The 19925-nt window shown below is 38.6% G+C and carries 16 protein-coding genes and 1 pseudogene; 7 read left to right on the top strand and 10 right to left on the bottom strand.

Annotated features, from left to right (window positions below; genetic code table 11):
- Nucleotides 1-513: 513 nt before the first annotated feature.
- The 7 genes and pseudogenes from ilvA to folP all read right to left on the bottom strand — a co-directional run bounded on the left by ilvA (nt 514) and on the right by folP (nt 8799).
- On the bottom strand, nt 514-1776 hold the full coding sequence (gene ilvA, locus QF044_RS03025) for a threonine ammonia-lyase IlvA (RefSeq protein WP_307263489.1): 1263 nt from the start codon (nt 1774-1776) through the stop codon (nt 514-516).
- Nucleotides 1777-1786: 10 nt separating this feature from the next.
- Nucleotides 1787-2833 (bottom strand): ketol-acid reductoisomerase, encoded by a 1047-nt coding sequence (ilvC, locus tag QF044_RS03020; RefSeq protein WP_307263488.1) that lies wholly within the window; start codon nt 2831-2833, stop codon nt 1787-1789.
- Nucleotides 2834-2883: 50 nt separating this feature from the next.
- Complete coding sequence (locus QF044_RS03015) at nt 2884-3165, bottom strand: ACT domain-containing protein (protein ID WP_307263486.1); 282 nt, start codon at nt 3163-3165, stop codon at nt 2884-2886.
- A gap of 17 nt (nt 3166-3182) precedes the next feature.
- Nucleotides 3183-4908: pseudogene (gene ilvB / locus QF044_RS03010) on the bottom strand (biosynthetic-type acetolactate synthase large subunit).
- 9 nt (nt 4909-4917) lie between these two features.
- On the bottom strand, nt 4918-6597 hold the full coding sequence (ilvD, locus tag QF044_RS03005; RefSeq protein ID WP_307263484.1) for a dihydroxy-acid dehydratase: 1680 nt from the start codon (nt 6595-6597) through the stop codon (nt 4918-4920).
- Between the two features lie 212 nt (nt 6598-6809).
- Nucleotides 6810-7682, bottom strand: a complete 873-nt coding sequence (ilvE, locus tag QF044_RS03000; RefSeq protein WP_307263483.1) for a branched-chain-amino-acid transaminase — start codon at nt 7680-7682, stop codon at nt 6810-6812.
- A gap of 337 nt (nt 7683-8019) precedes the next feature.
- The gene (gene folP / locus QF044_RS02995) at nt 8020-8799 is read right to left on the bottom strand and encodes a dihydropteroate synthase (RefSeq protein ID WP_307271912.1); all 780 of its coding nucleotides are present in this window, start codon (nt 8797-8799) and stop codon (nt 8020-8022) included.
- Nucleotides 8800-9240: 441 nt separating this feature from the next.
- On the opposite strand from folP, the gene QF044_RS02990 reads away from it, so the two are divergent.
- The 6 genes from QF044_RS02990 (at nt 9241) to tpiA (ending at nt 14874) form a co-directional block, all read left to right on the top strand.
- On the top strand, nt 9241-9804 hold the full coding sequence (locus tag QF044_RS02990; protein ID WP_307263480.1) for a DUF1599 domain-containing protein: 564 nt from the start codon (nt 9241-9243) through the stop codon (nt 9802-9804).
- 6 nt (nt 9805-9810) lie between these two features.
- The gene (locus QF044_RS02985; RefSeq protein ID WP_307263477.1) at nt 9811-10920 is read left to right on the top strand and encodes a BT_3928 family protein; all 1110 of its coding nucleotides are present in this window, start codon (nt 9811-9813) and stop codon (nt 10918-10920) included.
- A 200-nt stretch (nt 10921-11120) separates the two neighbouring features.
- Nucleotides 11121-11471 carry a TerB family tellurite resistance protein gene (locus tag QF044_RS02980; RefSeq protein ID WP_307263475.1) on the top strand — a complete coding sequence of 117 codons (351 nt, stop codon included), beginning with the start codon at nt 11121-11123 and terminating at the stop codon, nt 11469-11471.
- A 28-nt stretch (nt 11472-11499) separates the two neighbouring features.
- Nucleotides 11500-13626: a S9 family peptidase gene (locus QF044_RS02975; RefSeq protein WP_307263472.1), complete on the top strand. Its 2127-nt coding sequence runs from the start codon at nt 11500-11502 to the stop codon at nt 13624-13626.
- Between the two features lie 40 nt (nt 13627-13666).
- Nucleotides 13667-14044 (top strand): GxxExxY protein, encoded by a 378-nt coding sequence (locus tag QF044_RS02970; protein WP_307263470.1) that lies wholly within the window; start codon nt 13667-13669, stop codon nt 14042-14044.
- Between the two features lie 68 nt (nt 14045-14112).
- Nucleotides 14113-14874 (top strand): triose-phosphate isomerase, encoded by a 762-nt coding sequence (tpiA, locus tag QF044_RS02965; RefSeq protein WP_307263467.1) that lies wholly within the window; start codon nt 14113-14115, stop codon nt 14872-14874.
- Between the two features lie 90 nt (nt 14875-14964).
- Here tpiA and QF044_RS02960 read toward each other — a convergent pair whose 3' ends face one another.
- The 3 genes from QF044_RS02960 to dnaG all read right to left on the bottom strand — a co-directional run bounded on the left by QF044_RS02960 (nt 14965) and on the right by dnaG (nt 19239).
- Entirely contained in the window at nt 14965-16227 is a 1263-nt protein-coding gene (locus QF044_RS02960) for an esterase-like activity of phytase family protein (RefSeq protein WP_307263465.1), read from the bottom strand.
- Between the two features lie 224 nt (nt 16228-16451).
- Nucleotides 16452-17138, bottom strand: a complete 687-nt coding sequence (gene clpP, locus QF044_RS02955) for an ATP-dependent Clp endopeptidase proteolytic subunit ClpP (RefSeq protein WP_307263462.1) — start codon at nt 17136-17138, stop codon at nt 16452-16454.
- Nucleotides 17139-17256: 118 nt separating this feature from the next.
- Nucleotides 17257-19239, bottom strand: a complete 1983-nt coding sequence (dnaG, locus tag QF044_RS02950) for a DNA primase (protein ID WP_307263460.1) — start codon at nt 19237-19239, stop codon at nt 17257-17259.
- A gap of 219 nt (nt 19240-19458) precedes the next feature.
- Here dnaG and tsaE point away from each other — a divergent pair, with 219 nt between their 5' ends.
- Nucleotides 19459-19866: a tRNA (adenosine(37)-N6)-threonylcarbamoyltransferase complex ATPase subunit type 1 TsaE gene (gene tsaE / locus QF044_RS02945; protein ID WP_307263458.1), complete on the top strand. Its 408-nt coding sequence runs from the start codon at nt 19459-19461 to the stop codon at nt 19864-19866.
- Nucleotides 19867-19925 lie beyond the last annotated feature (59 nt).

Genomic DNA, 19925 nt, shown 5'->3' with positions numbered 1-19925 from the left:
CACAGAATTGATTTTCTTAACGCTCCATTTTCCGAAGTCAGATATTTAGGTTGTAAATTCAATTTCCTTCAAACTTTACAAAGTAATTGTTTTAAACTTAGTCTTCTTTGTCATTGCGAGGAGCATAGCGCCGAAGCAATCTCTTTATTCTTTATTCTTTATTCTTTATTCTTTATTCTTTATTCTTTATTCTTTATTCTTCAGATTACTTTATCACTGCTTCGCAATACATTTTGCCAAATATTCTCTATATTCTTTTGTCTTGAAACAAAAGAACCAAAAGTTCAAGACTGGGAAACTTCCGCTAAAAATAAATCCTGTTCTCTAAAAATTCTAAAACTTGTGCGGTAGCATTCTATGTTGAGAATCTGATTTTGTCCCGCGCTTCGGACAGTATAATTTTCTTAAGGTTCACAGAATTGATTTTCTTAACGCTCCACTTTCCAAAGTCAGTTTTGGACGATTAAAGATCTGCCTCATCTGAAAAATTTGCGAGAGTTTTAATTCATTCCTTTAAATAAGCAGATTCATTAAAGACGGATCATTATTCAGATAATTAACGAAAAAATCATATTTCTTCATGTTGTTAAGCAGTGGAGTAAAATCTTCACTATGCCTCAGTCCAATTCCCAAAACAGCAATTCCTTTTTCCTTTGAATTTTTCTGAGTGTATTCAAAAAAAGTAATATCATCATTCGGTCCAAGCACATTCATCACAAAATTTTTCAAGGCTCCGGGGCGTTGTGCGAATCTGACGAGAAAATAATGTTTTAAGCCTGCATGGAGAAGTGCCTTTTCTTTGATCTCTTCCATCCGGGTGATGTCATTATTGCTTCCACTAATGATGCATACTATGTTTTTCCCTTTGATCTCTTCTTTATATTTCTCCAGCGCTGCTACCGAAAGGGCTCCGGCTGGTTCTACCACCACCGCATCTTTATTGTAGAGTGAAAGAATGGTTTCACATACCATTCCGTCATCAACAACAGCCATATCATGCAGGCCTTTTCTGCAAAGCTCAAAATTAAGGTCACCAACTTTCTGAACGGCAGCTCCATCCACAAAACGGCTTATTTTTTCAAGAAGCACTGGTTTTCCTTTTTCCAGTGCTTTTTTCATACTAGCCGCAGCAGAAGGCTCCACTCCTATGATCTTCGTTTGTGGAGACAATTCCTGAAACACCGTACAGACTCCTGCAGCCAAGCCGCCCCCGCCTATGGGAACAAAAAGATAATCAATAGGTTCCTCCGACTGCTCCAGAATTTCCAGTGCTGCTGTAGCCTGGCCATCAATAATATCCTGATCATCAAAGGGATGAATGAATATTCCCTGATTATCTTTACAGAATTTCACTGCGGCATCTTTTGCTTCATCAAAAGTATCTCCGTAAAGCACCACATCGATATAATTTCCCCCGAACATTTTCACCTGTTCCAGCTTTTGTCCAGGAGTGGGTAAAGGCATAAAGATAGTTCCTTTCACCTTCATCGTGCTGCATGCAAAAGCAACTCCCTGGGCATGGTTTCCGGCGCTGGCACAGACCACTCCTTTAGCCAGATTTTCCGGAGACATCACAGCCATTTTATTGTAAGCTCCTCTGATCTTATATGATCTTACACGCTGAAGGTCCTCTCTTTTAAAACTCACTTTCGCATCATAAACCGTTGACAGGTTATTGTTGATAGCCAAAGGTGTCCGTACAATAACGTTTTTAAGTCTCCGGGCTGCTTTAAAGACATTATCCAAAACAGAAGGATATGTTTCTTGTTTTATCATTTTGACGAGATTAATTGTTCTCAGGTCTGAGACTACGGACGGTTTTGCCCGCTCTCCACATCTCGCTTTCTCTAAGCTCAGTCAGTTCTACCTCCAACTTTTCTCTGTAGTCAGGTTTGCTGTTGCTATCTATGGAACGCTGCGCTTCATCTCCTTTTGCAACACTGTCATAGAGTTCCTCAAACAAAGGAGAAGTAGCATCTCTGAATCTCTTCCACCAATCCAGTGCGCCTCTTTGCGCTGTGGTGCTGCAGTTCGCATACATCCAATCCATGCCGTTTTCTGCCACCAATGGCATTAATGACTGTGTTAGTTCCTCTACTGTTTCATTGAAAGCTTCAGACGGGCTATGTCCGTTTTTTCTCAAAACATCATATTGTGCAGCAAATATTCCCTGTACAGCTCCCATCAGTGTTCCCCGTTCTCCTGCAAGATCACTGAATACTTCTTTCTTAAAATCGGTTTCAAATAAATAACCGCTTCCAATTGCTATTCCCAATGCTGCCACTCTTTCTCTTGCTTTTCCTGTGGCATCCTGATATACGGCAAAACTGCTGTTCAGGCCTCTGTTCTGCAGGAACATTCTCCTTAGTGAGGTTCCTGATCCTTTAGGCGCAACCAGAAATACATCTACATCTGCCGGAGGAACAATTCCCGTACGTTCATTGAAGGTAATTCCAAAACCATGAGAGAAATACAGTGCTTTTCCAGGAGTAAGATGCTGTTTTACTTTAGGCCAGTATTCGATCTGTGCGGCATCGCTTAAAAGATAACAGATAACAGTTCCTTTCTGCAATGCTTCTTCTATTTCAAAAAGAGTTTCTCCAGGTACAAAACCATCTGCTATGGCCTTATCCCAGGATTTGGAGTTCTTTCTCTGACCTACGATTACATTAATTCCGTTATCTTTTTGATTTAAAGCCTGTCCCGGTCCCTGTACTCCATAACCGATCACAGCTACCACCTCATCTTTTAATACTTCCTGAGCTTTCTGCAATGGAAACTCCTCTCTTGTCACAACATTTTCTTCTACTCCGCCAAAATTCAATTTTGCCATTTTTTGATTTTTTATTTATTGTTATTTATTATTTTTGATTTCATTTAACATCAGCTCGCATGCAATACTGCGGTGAGGCATGGATTTTTATGATAATGAACTTCCAGGACATCTACCTGTTTTTCCATCTGCCTGGTGATCTTTTGCACAGATTCTTCCGTTTCTCTGACGATGATCACAAATTTTTTAACTCTTTCCATTTCGGACGGACCTACATTTAAATTGACAATAGAAATTCGTCTTCTTGAAAAAATAGCGTTAATCCGGCCAATGAGACCTAAATAATCTTCTGTATAAGCCGTGATGGTATATTCTTTATTTTCTGATTTCATTTTTACCTATTTTTATTTTAAACTTTATTATGCGTCAATACGATTTCTGAAACACTTTTCCCTTGAGGAATCATTGGAAATACATTGTGTTCTTTTCCCGTCATCACTTCCAGAAGGAAAGCCCCTTTATAATGAAGCATTTCACTGAGACCAGCTTCCAGTTCTTCTCTCTGTACAATCTTTCTTCCCGGAATACTGTATCCTTTGGCAACCTGTACAAAATCCGGACTCTGAATATCTACCGAAGAATACCGTTCTTCATGAAACAATTCCTGCCACTGCCTTACCATTCCCAGGTAGCAATTATTAAGGATCAAAATCTTGATGTCCGGCTGATACTGCATCAATGTTCCCAGCTCCTGAATGTTCATCTGAGCACCACCATCTCCCATTACCGCAACAACAGGACGGTCGGTCCCATAAGCAGCCCCTATGGCAGCAGGAAGACAAAATCCCATCGTGCCCAGTCCACCGCTTGTTATATTGCTTCTGTTATGTTTAAACTCCGAGTATCTGCAGGTAGCCATCTGATGCTGTCCAACATCACTGACAATCACGGCTTCTCCCTGAGTCATCTCGTTCAGATTTCGGATTACTTCTCCCATTGTAATTTCTCCTTCAGTAGGAAAGAGTTCGTGGCTTATCAGTTTAAGAGTCTCAATTTCATGGCAGTCTTTAAACTTCTGATGCCAGTCAGAATGTTGTCTTGGTACTATCAACTGGGTAAGAAGCGGTAAGGTATCTTTGCAGTTTCCAAGAACCGGAACCTCAACTTTTACATTTTTATTGATTTCTGCTTTGTCAATATCCAGATGAATAATTTTTTGCCTGTTTTGCATACTGATCCAGTCTCCCGGTCACACGGTCATCAAAACGCATTCCCACCGCAATCAGAACATCACATTCATTGGTAAGGATATTGGGTCCATAATTTCCATGCATTCCTACCATTCCTACAGCCTGTGGATGATCTGTAGGAATGGTACTCATTCCTAAAACTGTCCATGCTACCGGAATTCCTGACTTTTCAGCAAACTGCAGGAACTCTTTCTCTGCTCTTCCCAACATAATTCCCTGTCCGGCAATGATAAACGGCCGTTTTGCATCATTAATGAGTACAGCTGCTTTTTCAATACTATCCATATCAGGAACAGGATTGGGTCTGTAACTTCTTAAAGAATCACAAGGATGATAACCTTTATAGAGAACTTTTTGCAGCTGAGCATTTTTAGTAACATCTATCAGTACCGGACCTGGACGACCCGATCTTGCAATAAAGAATGCTTTTGCCAATACTTCGGAAAGTTCATCAGCATCAGTTACCTGATAATTCCATTTGGTAACGGGGCTGGTCACGTTCATCACATCTATTTCCTGAAAAGCATCCGTTCCCAAAAGGTGATCGAAGACCTGTCCTGTGATGCATACGATAGGGGTATTATCCAGTAAGGCATCTGCCAATCCGGTCACAAGATTGGTTGCGCCAGGTCCGCTGGTGGCCAAAACTACTCCTACTTCTCCTGATACTCTGGCAAGTCCCTGTGCTGCATGCACTGCTCCCTGCTCGTGGCGGACCAGAATATGCTCAAGTTTATCTTTATAGTCGTAAAGGGCATCATAAATAGGAATAATAGCTCCTCCCGGATACCCGAAAATTGTTTTTACTCCTTCCTGAAGAAATGCTTCAAGGATGATCCGGCTACCGCTTATCTCTGTTTCGGCGGATATATGTAGATTCTTCATTATATTTTATTAAGTGATTTCGTCTGTTACGCAGCCTTCAGCAGCTGATGATACAGTCAGTGCATATTTATACAGCAGTCCTTTTTTTACTTTAAGCTCTGGTTTTTGCCACCCTTTTTTCCGCTGTTTAATTTCTTCTTCGGAAACTTTCAGTTGTATGGTGTTGTTTACTGCATCTATTTCGATAAGGTCATTGTCTTTCACAAAGGCAATCAGGCCTCCCTCATAGGCTTCGGGAGTAATATGTCCTACCACAAAGCCATGGGTCCCGCCACTGAATCTTCCATCGGTAATTAAAGCTACGCTTCCTCCAAGTCCAGCTCCGATCAGGGCACTGGTAGGTTTCAGCATTTCCGGCATTCCGGGAGCTCCTTTGGGTCCTTCATGGCGGATGACAATGACGTCTCCATGCTGAACCCTTCCGTTTTGAATTCCTTTGATCAGATCTTTTTCTCCATCAAATACTCGGGCTTTTCCTGAAAACTTTTCGCCTTCTTTTCCGGTGATCTTCGCTACGCTTCCTTTCTCGGCCAGGTTGCCATACAGTATTCTCAGATGTCCTGTTTCTTTGATAGGATTGGATAATGGCCTGATGATCTTTTGTTTTGAAAAATCAAGGCTGGGAACATTTTTGAGATTTTCTGCGACTGTTTTTCCGGTAACAGTAAGACAATCACCATGCAGTAATCCTTCTTCCAATAGATATTTCATTACTGCAGGTGTTCCTCCATGTTCGTGTAAATCCTGCATCAGGTATTTCCCGCTTGGTTTAAGATCTGCCAATACCGGTGTGATATCACTCATTTTCTGGAAATCATCCTGAGTTACAGAAATGCCAACACTTTTAGCCATCGCAATAAAATGCAGAACGGCATTGGTACTACCGCCAAGGATCACGATGAGACGAAGTGCATTTTCAAAAGCTTTACGGGTCATGATATCCGATGGTTTGATATCTTTCTCCAGTAATATTTTAATGTATTTGCCTGCTTCAAGACATTCTTCCTGTTTTTCCCTGCTCAATGCGGGATTTGAGGATGAATACGGAAGACTCATTCCTAACGCTTCAATAGCTGAAGACATGGTATTGGCAGTATACATTCCACCACAGGCTCCTGCTCCGGGACAGGAGTTTTTTATAACTCCATTGAAATCTTCTTCTGAGATTTCTCCGGCAATTTTTTGTCCTAAGGCTTCAAAAGCCGAAACAATATTAAGCGGCTCGTTTTTGTAACATCCGGGAGCAATGGTTCCTCCATAAACCATTATCGAAGGTCTATCCAATCTTCCCATGGCAATAATGGTTCCCGGCATATTTTTATCACATCCCGGCAGTGCAATGATGCCGTCATAATACTGTGCTCCACAGATCGCTTCAATACTGTCTGCTATAACATCCCGGCTTACCAGAGAATACCGCATGCCGTCTGTGCCATTGCTCATCCCGTCACTTACTCCTATTGTATTGAATATCAATCCGGCAAGTCCATGCTCCCAGGTTCCTTTCTTTACCACTTTAGCAAGATCGTTGAGATGCATATTGCAGGTATTCCCGTCATATCCCATGCTCGCAATCCCTATCTGGGCTTTACTCATATCCTCATCAGTAAAACCTATCCCGTAAAGCATTGCTTTTGCGGCTGGCTGTTCTCTATTTTGTGTGAATGTTTTTGAATATTTATTTAACATACTATTATTTGCATTTGCTGTACTTGTTATTTCTCAATGTGTCAGAGATTTGAATTTTTTCGGAATTTATCAACGAAGCTTTTACTTAATTTTGGTTCAAAACTACAGCTTGTCATATCTTTTTTATTTTCACTTTTATGAAAATTACAATATCCAATCGTTTGAGAAATAGAATTATTAATTTGAAAACCAACAGTTTAGGCTCCATAAATTTACAACGACAGAACTCTTACGAGTTTCTGATAGGCCTGTTGTACTTTTTCACTTGCTGTACCTGCCCAGCTTTTGGTGAAAGGAACATCATCCAAAGAATCCAATGCTACAATTTCAGCTGCGGTACCACAGAAAAAAGCAGCATCAGCTCCTCTCATTTCTTCTGGTTTAAAGAAGGTTTCCTGAACGGGAATATTAAGTTCACTGCATATTTCAAAAACGGTCTGTCTTGTGATACCGGGAAGTATATTTCCTAGTGCCGGAGTATACAAAATTCCTTCTTTTTCGTAGAAAACATTGGCGCCTGAGCTTTCGGCAACATTCCCGTTTTCATCCAGTAACAATGCTTCATCGTAACCTTTATCTCTGGCATCCTGGCAAGCAAGGATGGAGTTGACGTAATGTCCCCCTGCTTTAGCTTCTATTCTAAAAGCTTTAGGATTGGGGCGCTGAAAATTTGAGGTCATCACCTTCACTTTGTCTGTGAGGTATCCATTGTTCCATTCCCAGGCCAGCAGAGACAGATAAGATTCTTTCCCTTTTGAGAGTGACATATTGGGAGAACAGGTGATTAACGGGCGTATATAAGCATCAGTAAACCCATTTTGTTCTAAAAGCTGATAGGTAAGATCGGTGAGTTTACTGACGGAATAATCAAATGGGATATGCATCAGTTCTGCTGATCTTTTAAGTCTTTCATAGTGTTTTTCTGCCTTAAAGATCCTGGTTCCGTGAGTAGTACCGTAGGATTTTATGCCTTCAAAGACGGAATAGCCATAATGAAGTGACTGTCCGTAAAGATTCATTCCTGCATCTTTTGCCTTAAGAAAATTTCCATTAAAATAAACGATAGTTTGGTCGCTGTAATACATTATTTAGGGTTTAAAATTAACAAATGGGAATAAAAAAAGCCCTCTCACGATGTGAGAGGGCTCAAATATGCATAGTCATACTCTATCCGTCTCACAAACGCAAGGGAATAATAATGACGATAATAATTACGGTTAATAACTGATACATAATTTTTGAAATAAAAAAAGCCGTTTCAAATATGAAACGGCTTATATAATTTAAATTAAAATATTTTACAATGCCGTTTCTTTACTGTTGTTAATGACAACAATAGTATTAGAAATGACAATAATATTTTTCTGATTCGTAAAATTCATACTGCAAATGTATTAATTTTTTAATACTGAGCAAGATTTTTTAACATTTTTTATTTTTTTGCAAAAATTCGCTGATGGTTACTGCTGTTTCGGCAACATCATGAACTCTTAAAATTTTAGCTCCCTGCTCCAAAACTTTCATGTGAAGTTTCTGTGTTTCTTCTTTGATATCCAGGGCTGATTTCCCAAGAGGTTTATAGATAAATGATTTTCTGGAAATACCTATGAGCAAAGGAAATCTTCCAAAGCCTAAATGTTCTGTTTCGGTAATCATTTTCATCTGATCATCAACCGATTTTCCAAATCCAAAGCCGGGATCAAGAATGATATCTTTTACTCCTTTTTCAAGAAGTTCACTGTTTTTTTTGGAGAAATACCGATTGACTTCAAGTGTAATGTCAGCAAACTTTATTTTATCGTGCATGGTCTCATAAGATGGGTTCACATGCATCAGGATATACGGAAGCTTCGTTTCAGCTGCAGTTTCAAACATTTTTTCATCGTACTGCCCGCCTGAAATATCATTGATGATGTCAATTCCTTCGTTAAAGCCAAATTTCACCGTCTCTGAATAGAAAGTATCGAGTGATATAAGTGCCTCCGGAAATTCCTTTTTGATCTGAAAAATTATACTCCCGATTCTCTTTATTTCTTCCTGGCTGCTCAGAAATTCAGCATTGGGACGTGTCGATTGCGGGCCAATATCAATGATCTCTGCACCGTCTTTTACTAGCTTTTCTGTATGTTCCAAAGCAGATTTTTCATCATTAAACTTTCCGCCATCGGAAAAGGAATCCGGGGTAAGATTAAGGATACCCATGATCTTTGGAGTCTCCAGCTGCACTAGACGGCCATTGCAGTTTAGAGAGTGGAATGGCTTTTGGGTGGGAGCATTAGAGAGTTTGAGAGTCTGGGAGTCTGAGAGCATTTTTATAAGTGATAAGTGATTTGTTTTTTGCAAAATTACTATTTTATTAAGTATTGGGAATTGCTGGTTTTGTTTGCTGCTAGTTTTTCGTTGAACGTCAACAAGACTTGGATATAAATAATTTCTCGCAGGGATCTTTAAGCTTCAAATATTGAACATTTAATCCTGTTTCTTTAAAAACGCCCGAACCAGCAACTGACAACCAATAACCAATCTAATATTCTCTTACACTAAAACTCTGGATTCTCTCAAAACTGAAACTCTGACAAAAATCAATTCCCAATTCCTGCTACCTAAAACCTAATTCGTATATTTGGGAGATTAAGAGAATTTATGTCAAAAACATCAGTACAGTTCGGGAAAGTTATCAGTGAGTGCCGTGATCTTTTCAGCAAAAAATTACAGGATTACGGGGCAGCATGGAGGGTTTTGAGACCCAGTTCGATTACAGATCAGATCTATATCAAAGTGAACAGAATTCGCACCCTGCAGATGACGGATATAAAAATGGTAGATGAAAGTGAAGAAGGTGAATTTATTGCCATCGTGAACTACTCTATCATTGGGCTTATCCAGCTTGAAAAAGGACTTTCTAACGATTTTAACGAAGACAAGGAAGAAATTCTAAGCCTTTATGATCAGTATTCTGCTGAAGCCCAAGCATTGATGGAAAGAAAAAACCACGATTACGGTGAAGCATGGAGGGATATGAGAATTTCTTCCATCACTGATCTAATTTACCAAAAAGTACTGAGAACGAAACAAATTGAAGACAACCAGGGAAAAACCATTGTTTCTGAAGGTCTGGATGCGAACTATTTCGATATGCTGAACTATGCTGTTTTCTGCCTGATTAAGTTCTCTGAAAAAGAAAATACTTCCGAAACTCAAAAATAAATTCATATGATCAAAGGTTTATTACGCTTTATTATTGCTGTTATCTTTATTCTTTCAGGCTTTGTAAAGGCTGTGGATCTGGTAGGGTTTTCTTTCAAAATGGAGGAATATTTTGCCCCCCCGGTTTTCAATATGCCGTTCCTGGAAAAATTTGCGCTTCTGTTTTCGATTATTGTAGTCGTACTGGAGCTTTTCTTAGGATTTATGCTGCTCTTAAAACTGAAGCTTAAATTTACTCTTTCAGCGTTAATTGCCCTTTGTATCTTTTTTGGATTCCTTACTTTTTATTCTGCTTATTTCAATGTGGTAACGGACTGCGGATGTTTTGGAGATGCGGTGAAATTTACGCCGTGGCAGAGCTTTATTAAAGATATTGTACTTCTTATTGGCCTCATCATTTTGTTTATTCTCTATAGAAAAGAGTTCCGTAAAAAAGATGATTATGGATTTGATGTTAAAAAATCTTCCGGCAAGCTAAGATATGCTGTCTTAGGACTGTTCTCTGTGATTATGATTTACATTATGGCTCAGGGAATTATGCACGAGCCACTGATTGATTTCCGTGACTATAAAATTGGAACCAACATAAAGGCTGAGAAGGAAAAAATTAATAAAAACCCTTCTGAATACAAAACTTTTTATTCACTTAAAAACCAAAAGACCGGAGAAGCTTTAAAGATAAATCAGGACGATTATATTAAAGAAACAAAATACTGGGCGGAAGGTTCTCCGTGGAAAATTGAAGAAGGAAAAAATGAATCTGTTCTGACAAAAGAGGGATATAAATCTGAGATTGTAAAATTCAAAATTGAAGATCCTACAGGGATGGATCTCACGGACAAAATCATCAATGCACCGAAAGCTGTTCTTATTTTTTCTTATCACCCGAAAGAGGTTCCTGCTGATCTGTTCCAGAAAGTTGAAGCTAAAGTAAATGCTCAAAAAGGAGCTCTTATTTATGGAATTTCTACGGATCAAAATACATTTAAAACGATTAAAAATGCAATGATGGACGGAACTGCTATCAAAACTATTGCAAGAAGCAACCCGTTTATTTTGGTATTAGAAAAAGGAAAAATTGTTGATAAGCAACCTGCAAAAGACTATGTGAAATAGATATGAATCTGTGAATGGTCAATGAGTGAATAGTGAATTTACCGACAACTAGAACTAGTAACCTGTTACTGACAACCAAACACTATCAAATTTAAGCTATCAACTATCAACTATCAACTATCAACTATCAACTATCAACTATCAACTATCAACTATCAACTATCAAATTTAAACACTAAACTTAAAACATACATTAACAAATGCAAAAATCAAATAAATCAATCGCTGGATACCACCTTTTAATGATCCTTTCTTCTGTAGACGGGGAATTTGCTCCTGAAGAAGGAATGCTGGTTCAGCAATATATGGCGGACGAATTTCCGTTCAGAATGAACCTTGACAATGAGCTGGAAACTTTGGCTCTTTTAAAGCCTGAGGAATGGAAAGATCATTTTGAATTCCATGCAAGATGTTTCCATGATGACTCTACGGAAGATGAGCGTGTGAAATTTGCACAGTTTGCCAAAACGCTGATCAAAGCAGATAATAAGGTAACTGACGAAGAGCATACTTTCTACAAGCTTCTAAAAAACCTGTGGAATCTGGCCTAATATCCTGATAAAAAAACCAAATCATATCATGAAAAAATTTTATCTTGGAATATTAATTATGAGTGCATCTACGATACAATCTCAAAAATTTCCTGCCCTGAAAGCTCCTATTGCCGAAAAGCAGGAACATATCAGGGAAATCCATGGTGATAAGGTGAATGATCCCTATTACTGGATGATCGATTATTTTAAAAAAGGAAAAGATTCTACAAAGGTCGTTGACTATCTGAAAGCCGAAAATACCTATTGGGAAAGCATGATGAAGGATACGGAATCTTTCAGGGAAAATCTTTTTCAGGAAATGAAAGCCAGGATTAAGGAAAAGGATGAATCTGTCCCTGTTTTTGAAAACGGATACTATTATTATACCCGTACAGAAGCCGGAAAACAATACTTTAAATACTGCAGAAAGAAAGGCAGTCTGACTGCTCCTGAAGAGATCCTTCTGGACATAGACCAACTTGCGGAAGGCCATGCTTATTATGCGGCTTCCGGTTTCAGCGTCAGTCCGGACAACAGTAAACTGGTATATGGAGTTGATGATGTTTCGAGGAGACAGTATACTTTATTTTTAAAGGATCTGAAAACAGGAAAAACAACCGATCTGGGTATTAAAAACACGGAGGGTTCTTCGGAATGGGGAAATGACAATAAAACAATTTTTTACACGGAGAAAAATCCGGTTACTCTTTTATCTGAAAAGATTAAGAGACATACACTGGGAACTGATCCCGGAAAAGATGTAACGGTTTATGAGGAAAAAGATCACTCGAATTATATTTCAGTTTATAAATCTAAAAACCATAAGTTTCTTCTGATCTACTCCGGAGCTACCACTTCTTCTGAAACAAGATACCTGGATGCGAATGATCCGAACGGAACTTTCAAAGTTTTCCAGCCGAGAATAAAGAATGTTCTGTATACGATCACACCTTTGGAAGACAAATTCCTGATCAGAACGAATAAGGATGCACTGAACTTTAAAATAGCGGAAACCCCTTTGGATAAAACAGGTGTTGAGAATTGGAAAGATTTCATTCCGCACAGAAATGATGTTTTGATGCAGGGCGTAAGTGCATTTAAAAATTACCTGGTTTTCAGTGAAAGACAGAACGGACTTACCCAGCTGGTTATTTATGACAGAAAGACAGCAAAAAAGGAATCATTAACATTTGACGAACCTACGTACACCATTTCATCGATGGAAAATCCTGAATACAATACGGATAATTTCCGTTTCGGATATACTTCAATGATTACACCAAGCTCTCAGTTTGAGCAGGATCTGAAAACAGGAAAAAGAGTTTTATTAAAACAACAGGAGGTTCTTGGCGGCTATTCTAAAGATAATTACACCACTGAAAGACTTTTTGCCACCGCAAAAGATGGTACAAAAATTCCAATTTCCCTTGTTTATAAAAAAGGATTCAAGAAAGATGGAAACAGTCCGGTGTTGCTTTACGCATACGGCTCTTACGGAAGTTCTATGGATGCCTCTTTCAGCAGCACAAGACTAAGTCTTCTGAACAGAGGTTTTGCTTTTGCTATCGCTCACATCCGTGGCGGCCAGGAAATGGGAAGACAATGGTATGAAGATGGAAAAATGATGAAAAAGAAGAATACATTCACCGATTTCATCGATGCCGGGGAATATCTGGTTAAAGAAAAATACACTTCACCGAAACACCTTTATGCGCAGGGCGGAAGTGCCGGAGGTCTTTTGATGGGTGCTGTAGTGAATATGAGTCCAAGTTTATGGAATGGTGTTATCTCACAGGTTCCGTTCGTAGATGTTGTGAATACGATGCTTGATGAAAGTATTCCCTTAACGACCAACGAATATGACGAGTGGGGAAACCCAAACAACAAGGAAGCGTATTTCTACATGAAATCGTATTCTCCATACGAAAATATCGAAAAGAAAAATTATCCTAATCTTTTGGTCACTACAGGACTTCATGATTCTCAGGTACAGTACTTTGAGCCTGCAAAATGGGTAGCGAAACTTAGGGATATGAAAACAGATAAAAACGTACTATTATTAAAAACGGATATGGATTATGGCCACGGCGGTGCTTCGGGCAGGTTTGACTACCTGAAGGATATTGCTTTGGTGTATGCTTTTATGTTTAAATTAGAAGGAATTAATAAATAATTAATCATCACGCAGATTTTGCAAATTATGCAGATTGACAATGACAGAAAATGAAATTTCATACATTGTTCGAAAATGTATTTTTAATGTTTACAATCAATTAGGTCCTGGTTTGCTTGAGTCTATATATCAGAATATATTAATATATGAGCTAGAGCAAAATGGATTAAATATAAAATCAGAAGTTATACTTCCGGTTTATTATGACAATAAAAAATTTGATTTAAACTTTAAAATTGACATTTTGGTAGAAGATAAGGTGATCTTGGAACTAAAATCAATAAAGGAATTAGAAGCCATCCACTACAAACAACTCTACACCTATCTAAAACTATCTGATAAAAAATTAGGAATGCTAATTAATTTTAATACAACAAATATTATGGATAGTATAAAAAGAGTAGTTAACAATCTTTAAATCTGCTAAATCATTACAATCTGCGCGAAATAAAATAATAATAACAATCTACATAATTATATAAAACTATGAGAAGAAAAATAGTTGCAGGAAACTGGAAAATGAATAAAAATGTCATTGACGCACAACAGTTAATGATTCAATTACTGAGCTATAAAAATAATAACACCACCAACTGCGAGATATGGATTGCGCCGCCTTCTTTATACCTGATGATGGCCAAAGACATCTTCGAAAAAGATGAGATCGGTGTATTTTCTCAGGATATGAGCGAGCATGAGAGCGGTGCTTATACCGGTGAACTTTCTGCTGATATGCTGGAATCTATTGATGCAACCGGTTCATTGATCGGGCACTCTGAAAGAAGACAGTATCACGGGGAAACGGATTCTCACTGTAACAGAAAGATCAAATTGGCTCTTGACAAAGGGCTGATCCCTGTTTACTGTAACGGTGAAACACTAGAGCAGAGAAAAGCAGGACAACATTTTGAAGTGGTAAAAAACCAGACTGAAGTTGCTCTTTTCACGCTTTCTGCTGAAGAGATCAAAAAAGTGGTGATCGCTTACGAACCTGTTTGGGCCATCGGAACAGGTGAAACAGCTTCTCCGGCTCAAGCTCAGGAGATTCATGCACACATCAGAAGCATCATCGCTGCAAAATACGGACAGGAGGTTGCTGACGAAGTTTCTATCCTTTACGGAGGTTCTGTAAAGCCGGATAATGCAAAGGAAATCTTCTCTCAGCCTGATATTGACGGTGGACTAATCGGAGGTGCAGCTTTAAAGCTGGAAGATTTTTCTAAGATTATTGAGGGGTTTAATTCATAGGTTTCGGCTTAATTCCTATTGAATTTAAATGATATTCGAATCAAAAACGGCGGCATCTTCGATGCCGCCGTTTTCTTAAAAAAAATCTAATTATTGAATATCGACTACATACATTGTTCCTTTGTCTACTTTTCCGGTTTTGGGAAGGATCTTGGCTTTTGGATTTCCGTTTCCGTCATCTGAAATTCCGAAGTCATCATCATTGAAAACCGCTATTTTATTATTTCCTAAATAAACAATCCCTTCAAATTTATCATGTTCATACCCTAATTTAGCAACCAGATCTACAGCTAAAATTTTGGAAACAGGTTTGATTCCTGCGGTCGTAATTTCATCCCATGTAGACTGTTCTAGGGCTTTGTTATTGATCTTCATTCCGTCAACAGCAGTAATATCAGCTCCGTTCACATCTGAAGCTCCGGCTATATTGATTCTGTATACTTTTTTGGTCCCGCCTTGTGAACCGAAGTTTCCGTCTCTTTCTATCACAAGAAATTCTGTACTGCTGATCGCGGTGATATCACATACAGAATCTGATCCGCCTCCATTTTGCTTGTACAGATACTGTTTGGTCTGTCCAGTTGCAATATCGAAAGTGACAATTCTTGTTAAAGTAGTATTGGTAGCCAGTGCTTTTGTAGGCACATACATTGTAGACTGAATGGTTCCTACCAATGTTTTTCCGTCTGGAGTGATGCATAGTCCTTCCATTCCTCTGTTGGCTCTTCTTTTAGCTAAAACAGCTGGTAACTTTCTTGCTCCGGTATTGACACCTATCGGGCTTATTCTTTCCAGTTCTACACCGTCTGCATTATAGTGAACGATATGTGGGCCGTACTCATCAGAAACCCAAAACGTTCCGTCTGCTGCCGCAACAATGCTTTCGCTATCCAGACCGTAATTATCTGTTCCTAAAACATTTCCTGATGAATCATAAGCAGTCTCCCCAGTACTTCCCATTCCTGCAGGGTTTGGAAGACCTGTAATTGGTTGTCCGGAAGGATTTTTCAGTTTAATATATTTAATGACCTCAATGTTTCCTTCCGCATTGATCTTAAAATGCATAATGGTTGGAGTAAAATTCGGAGCCGGAAATTTTTTTCCATTCAGATAGTCTGTATTCGGACCACGGTCGGTAATCACATAAAACTCACCTTTCCTGGTAGGATGGGCGGCAGCACCTGAACCGAATCCACCATTGATAATATCTATCCCATTCACTGTTGCCAGTTTGGAAAAAGGAAATTCCTGAGGAAGTTTGGCATAATTGATATCCTGGTTGTTCATTTTGTCGTCATCTTTACATGATACGAGCGCAGTGAATACAACAGCGGATAACAGAAGTTTTTTCATTATTTACTTTTATGCCGCGAAAATATACATTGATTATAAACTGATCTTGAATATAATGATAATTATGCTTTAACAATAAGATCGCTAGATGAATTAATTTTAAACAAAAGCATTAATCCCAGTATGATTAAAGGAAATGGTAGAATTAGGGCTTTAAAAAATAAAAATTAAACAAAAAAACGCACCTAAAATTAGGTGCGTTTTCAATATATTTCAAAAAGAAATTATTTTTTTTCTGTATTTCTCTGTAGAACCTCGTCTACCATTCCGTAGCCTTTTGCTTCTTCAGAAGTCATCCAATAGTCTCTGTCTGAAGACTTTTCTACCCATTCGTAAGTCTGTCCTGAGTGATGACCGATAATTTCATAAAGCTCCTGCTTTAATTTAAGCATTTCTCTTAAATTGATCTCCATATCTGAAGCTACTCCTTGAGCACCTCCTGAAGGCTGGTGGATCATCACTCTTGAATGCTTAAGTGCCGAACGCTTTCCTTTTTCACCTGCTACAAGCAAGACCGCTCCCATGGAAGCTGCCATTCCTGTACAGATTGTTGCCACATCAGGCTTGATGATTTGCATGGTGTCATAAATTCCTAAACCTGCATAAACGCTTCCTCCCGGAGAGTTGATGTAGATCTGGATATCTTTGGAAGAATCTGAGCTTTCCAGGAACAGAAGCTGAGCCGTTACAATATTCGCAACCTGATCGTCAATACCGGTTCCAAGGAAGATAATTCTATCCATCATCAGACGTGAAAATACATCCATTTGAGCAACGTTTAGTCTTCTTTCTTCCATGATATACGGCGTAAGATTCGTTGGGCCGTACATTCCCATATACTGATCGGTAACCAAACCGCTGTTTCCTAAGTGTTTTACAGAGAAATCTCTGAAGTCTTTTTTAATGTCCATATTTCTATTATGTATTATTAACTATTTTCGAAGTTTAAATTACAACTTTTATTCCTAAAATTTTATAGGACTTTTTGTCACAGAATAGTTCATTGTATACTCGGCAGTTGTCTTTAATCTATCTTTTTCTGTCTACGTAAATACCTTTAATCGGTGAATATTCTATAATATCACTCAACCGGATTGAGGCTTGCTTCAGCAGCGTGATCTTTTTGATCAGCTCGTAGTATTTTCCTTCATCCGTTCCGCGGTACTGATCCAGCTGTTTTGCTGTTTCTTTGATCAGATAATCAATATACCTGTATTTATGAAGCAGTACGTCTCCCTGTACCTGTTCCGCTATTTTGTCACCATAATTGGGCGGATAGATATTCCGGGAACCCCAGTTTTCCAGTTCATCCAGAGGAATGAGAGCATCTACCACCTTGGAGGTGATTTCTTCGTCCATAAAAGTTACAAAAAAATTCCCGCTTCTCAGCTCATCCTTTTGAATCCCTTCCTTTACCTGGTTGATGATAATTTCATTTCCTTTTACTAAAAAGCTATACTGTTCTTCTTCAAAATGCAGGAGAATTTCTTCAATAACCGTTATTTGATATTCCTCGTTTTTTTCATTGGTTCTTTTAAGAACAATATCTCCGAACATCAGCATATGATCTACAAGTTTGCTCTCCATAAACAGAACGTCATAAAGATAGGGATCTTCTTTTTCCTCATCCAACGGCACTACTTCCAATTTTACAGGAGCTTTTTCCTTTTGCTGCTGAACATGCTGGGTTTGGTTTTGTGTGATCTGCTTCTGGACATTAAGCTCATTGAAAAGACTCTGCTCCGAAAGCCCGAACTTATTGGAAACCTCCTTCAGATACACTTCTCTTTTCAGAGCATTCTGTACGAAAGAAACAGATTTTACAATATTCTGGATGGCTTCCGCTTTTTTTATAGGATCATTTCCGGCATCTTTTAAAAGGATTTCAGCTTTAAAATCAATAAAATCCATCGCTTCATTTTCGATGAACTTTTCCACGTAATCCTGCGGATGTTTTCTGGCAAATGAATCCGGGTCATCACCTTCCGGAAAAAGCAGGACACGGATGTTCATCCCTTCCGTCAAAAGCATATCGATACTTCTGAAACTTGCTTTGATACCGGCATTATCACCATCAAAAAGGATCGTTACATTTTCTGTCAGCCTTTTGATAAGCTTGATTTGCTCAATAGTTAAAGACGTTCCCGAACTGGCCACAACATTCTCGATTCCGGACATATGAAGGGCAATTACGTCCATATAACCCTCCACAAGCAGGCAGTTATTTTTTCTGGAAATTGCCTGCTTACTTTGGTTTAAACCATAAAGAACATTGGATTTATGATAAATTTCCGTTTCCGGTGAGTTGAGATATTTCGCAGTCTTGACGTTATTTTTAAGGATCCTGGCTCCGAAACCTAACACCCTGCCCGAGAAACTGTGAATAGGGAAAATAACTCTTTCACGAAACCGGTCGATTCCGGATGGTGTATTTTCAGGAAATATAGAAAGTCCGGATTTCTCAAGAATATCTTTCGTGTAGCCTTTTTCTTCCGCATAAACGGTGAAGGCATTTTTCTTTTCAACGGAATATCCCAGCTGGAATTTCTTAATGATGTCATCCTTCAGCTCACGTTCTCTGAAATAAGCCAGACCAATACTTTTTCCCTCTTCCGAATCCCAGAGAATTTCCTGAAAATAAGAGTTTGCAACCTCATGAATTTTATACAGCTGATCTTTTTCGGTCTGCGCGTGCTTAGCCTCTTCGGAAAATTCACGCTGATCTTCTTCAATTTCAATTCCGTATTTTTTGGCAGCATGACGAAGTGCTTCAGGATAAGTGAAATTTTCGATCTCCATCAGAAAAGAAATGGCAGTTCCTCCTTTTCCTGTGGAGAAATCCTTCCAGATCTGCTTACTTGGTGAAACGACAAAACTTGGTGATTTTTCATCATGAAAGGGACTGAGCCCTTTGAAATTAGACCCGGCCCTCTTCAACTGCACATATTCACCCACAATCTCTTCAACTCTAATTGTGGAGAATATTTTATCAATGGTCTGCTTAGAAATCATGATGTAAAAATAAGTAAATTTATACAGATGGGGAAAGTGTTTTTGACTGATGAAATTGTAAGGTGGTAGGGTTGAGAGTTCGGGCTTAGGATGTAAAAGAGCTGCTGGTTGCTTGCTATCAGTTGTTGATTACATTAAACTCTAAAACTCTCCCATTCTATAACTCCCAAACCCTACTACTCTCAAACAAAATTCCTTACTTTTGCACAAATTACTTTTATGCAGTTCATCATCAATAAGCTGGCAGACTGGCAGGGGGTTGTCGATAAGATCATTCCTGACCTTCAGCATAATATTTTTCTTTTAAAAGGAAATCTTGGTGCAGGAAAAACCACTTTTACTCAGTTTTTGCTTAAAAAACTGGGCAGTACAGACGAAGTGAACTCCCCTACCTACTCTATTGTTAATGAATACAATACTCCGAAAGGCAAAATATATCATTTTGATCTTTACCGTTTAAAAAACATGGAAGAAGTGTATGACATTGGCATTGAAGAATATCTGGACAATGCTTTTCTATGCATTATAGAATGGCCCGAAGTCTATGAAGAAGAGCTGTATGGGCTCAAATACCACACTATGAGCATCGTGAATAATGGGGATGAAAGAGAAGTCTCATTCGAGTAAATATTATGTATCTTTGCTTCCTAATTCAATGGTAAAATAATAATCTGTAAGACGTAATT

The organism is Chryseobacterium sp. W4I1, assembly GCF_030816115.1.
Taxonomy (GTDB): domain Bacteria; phylum Bacteroidota; class Bacteroidia; order Flavobacteriales; family Weeksellaceae; genus Chryseobacterium.
The sequence above is the reverse complement of the archived record's forward strand: the minus strand, read 5'-3'. Positions and strand labels throughout refer to the sequence as shown.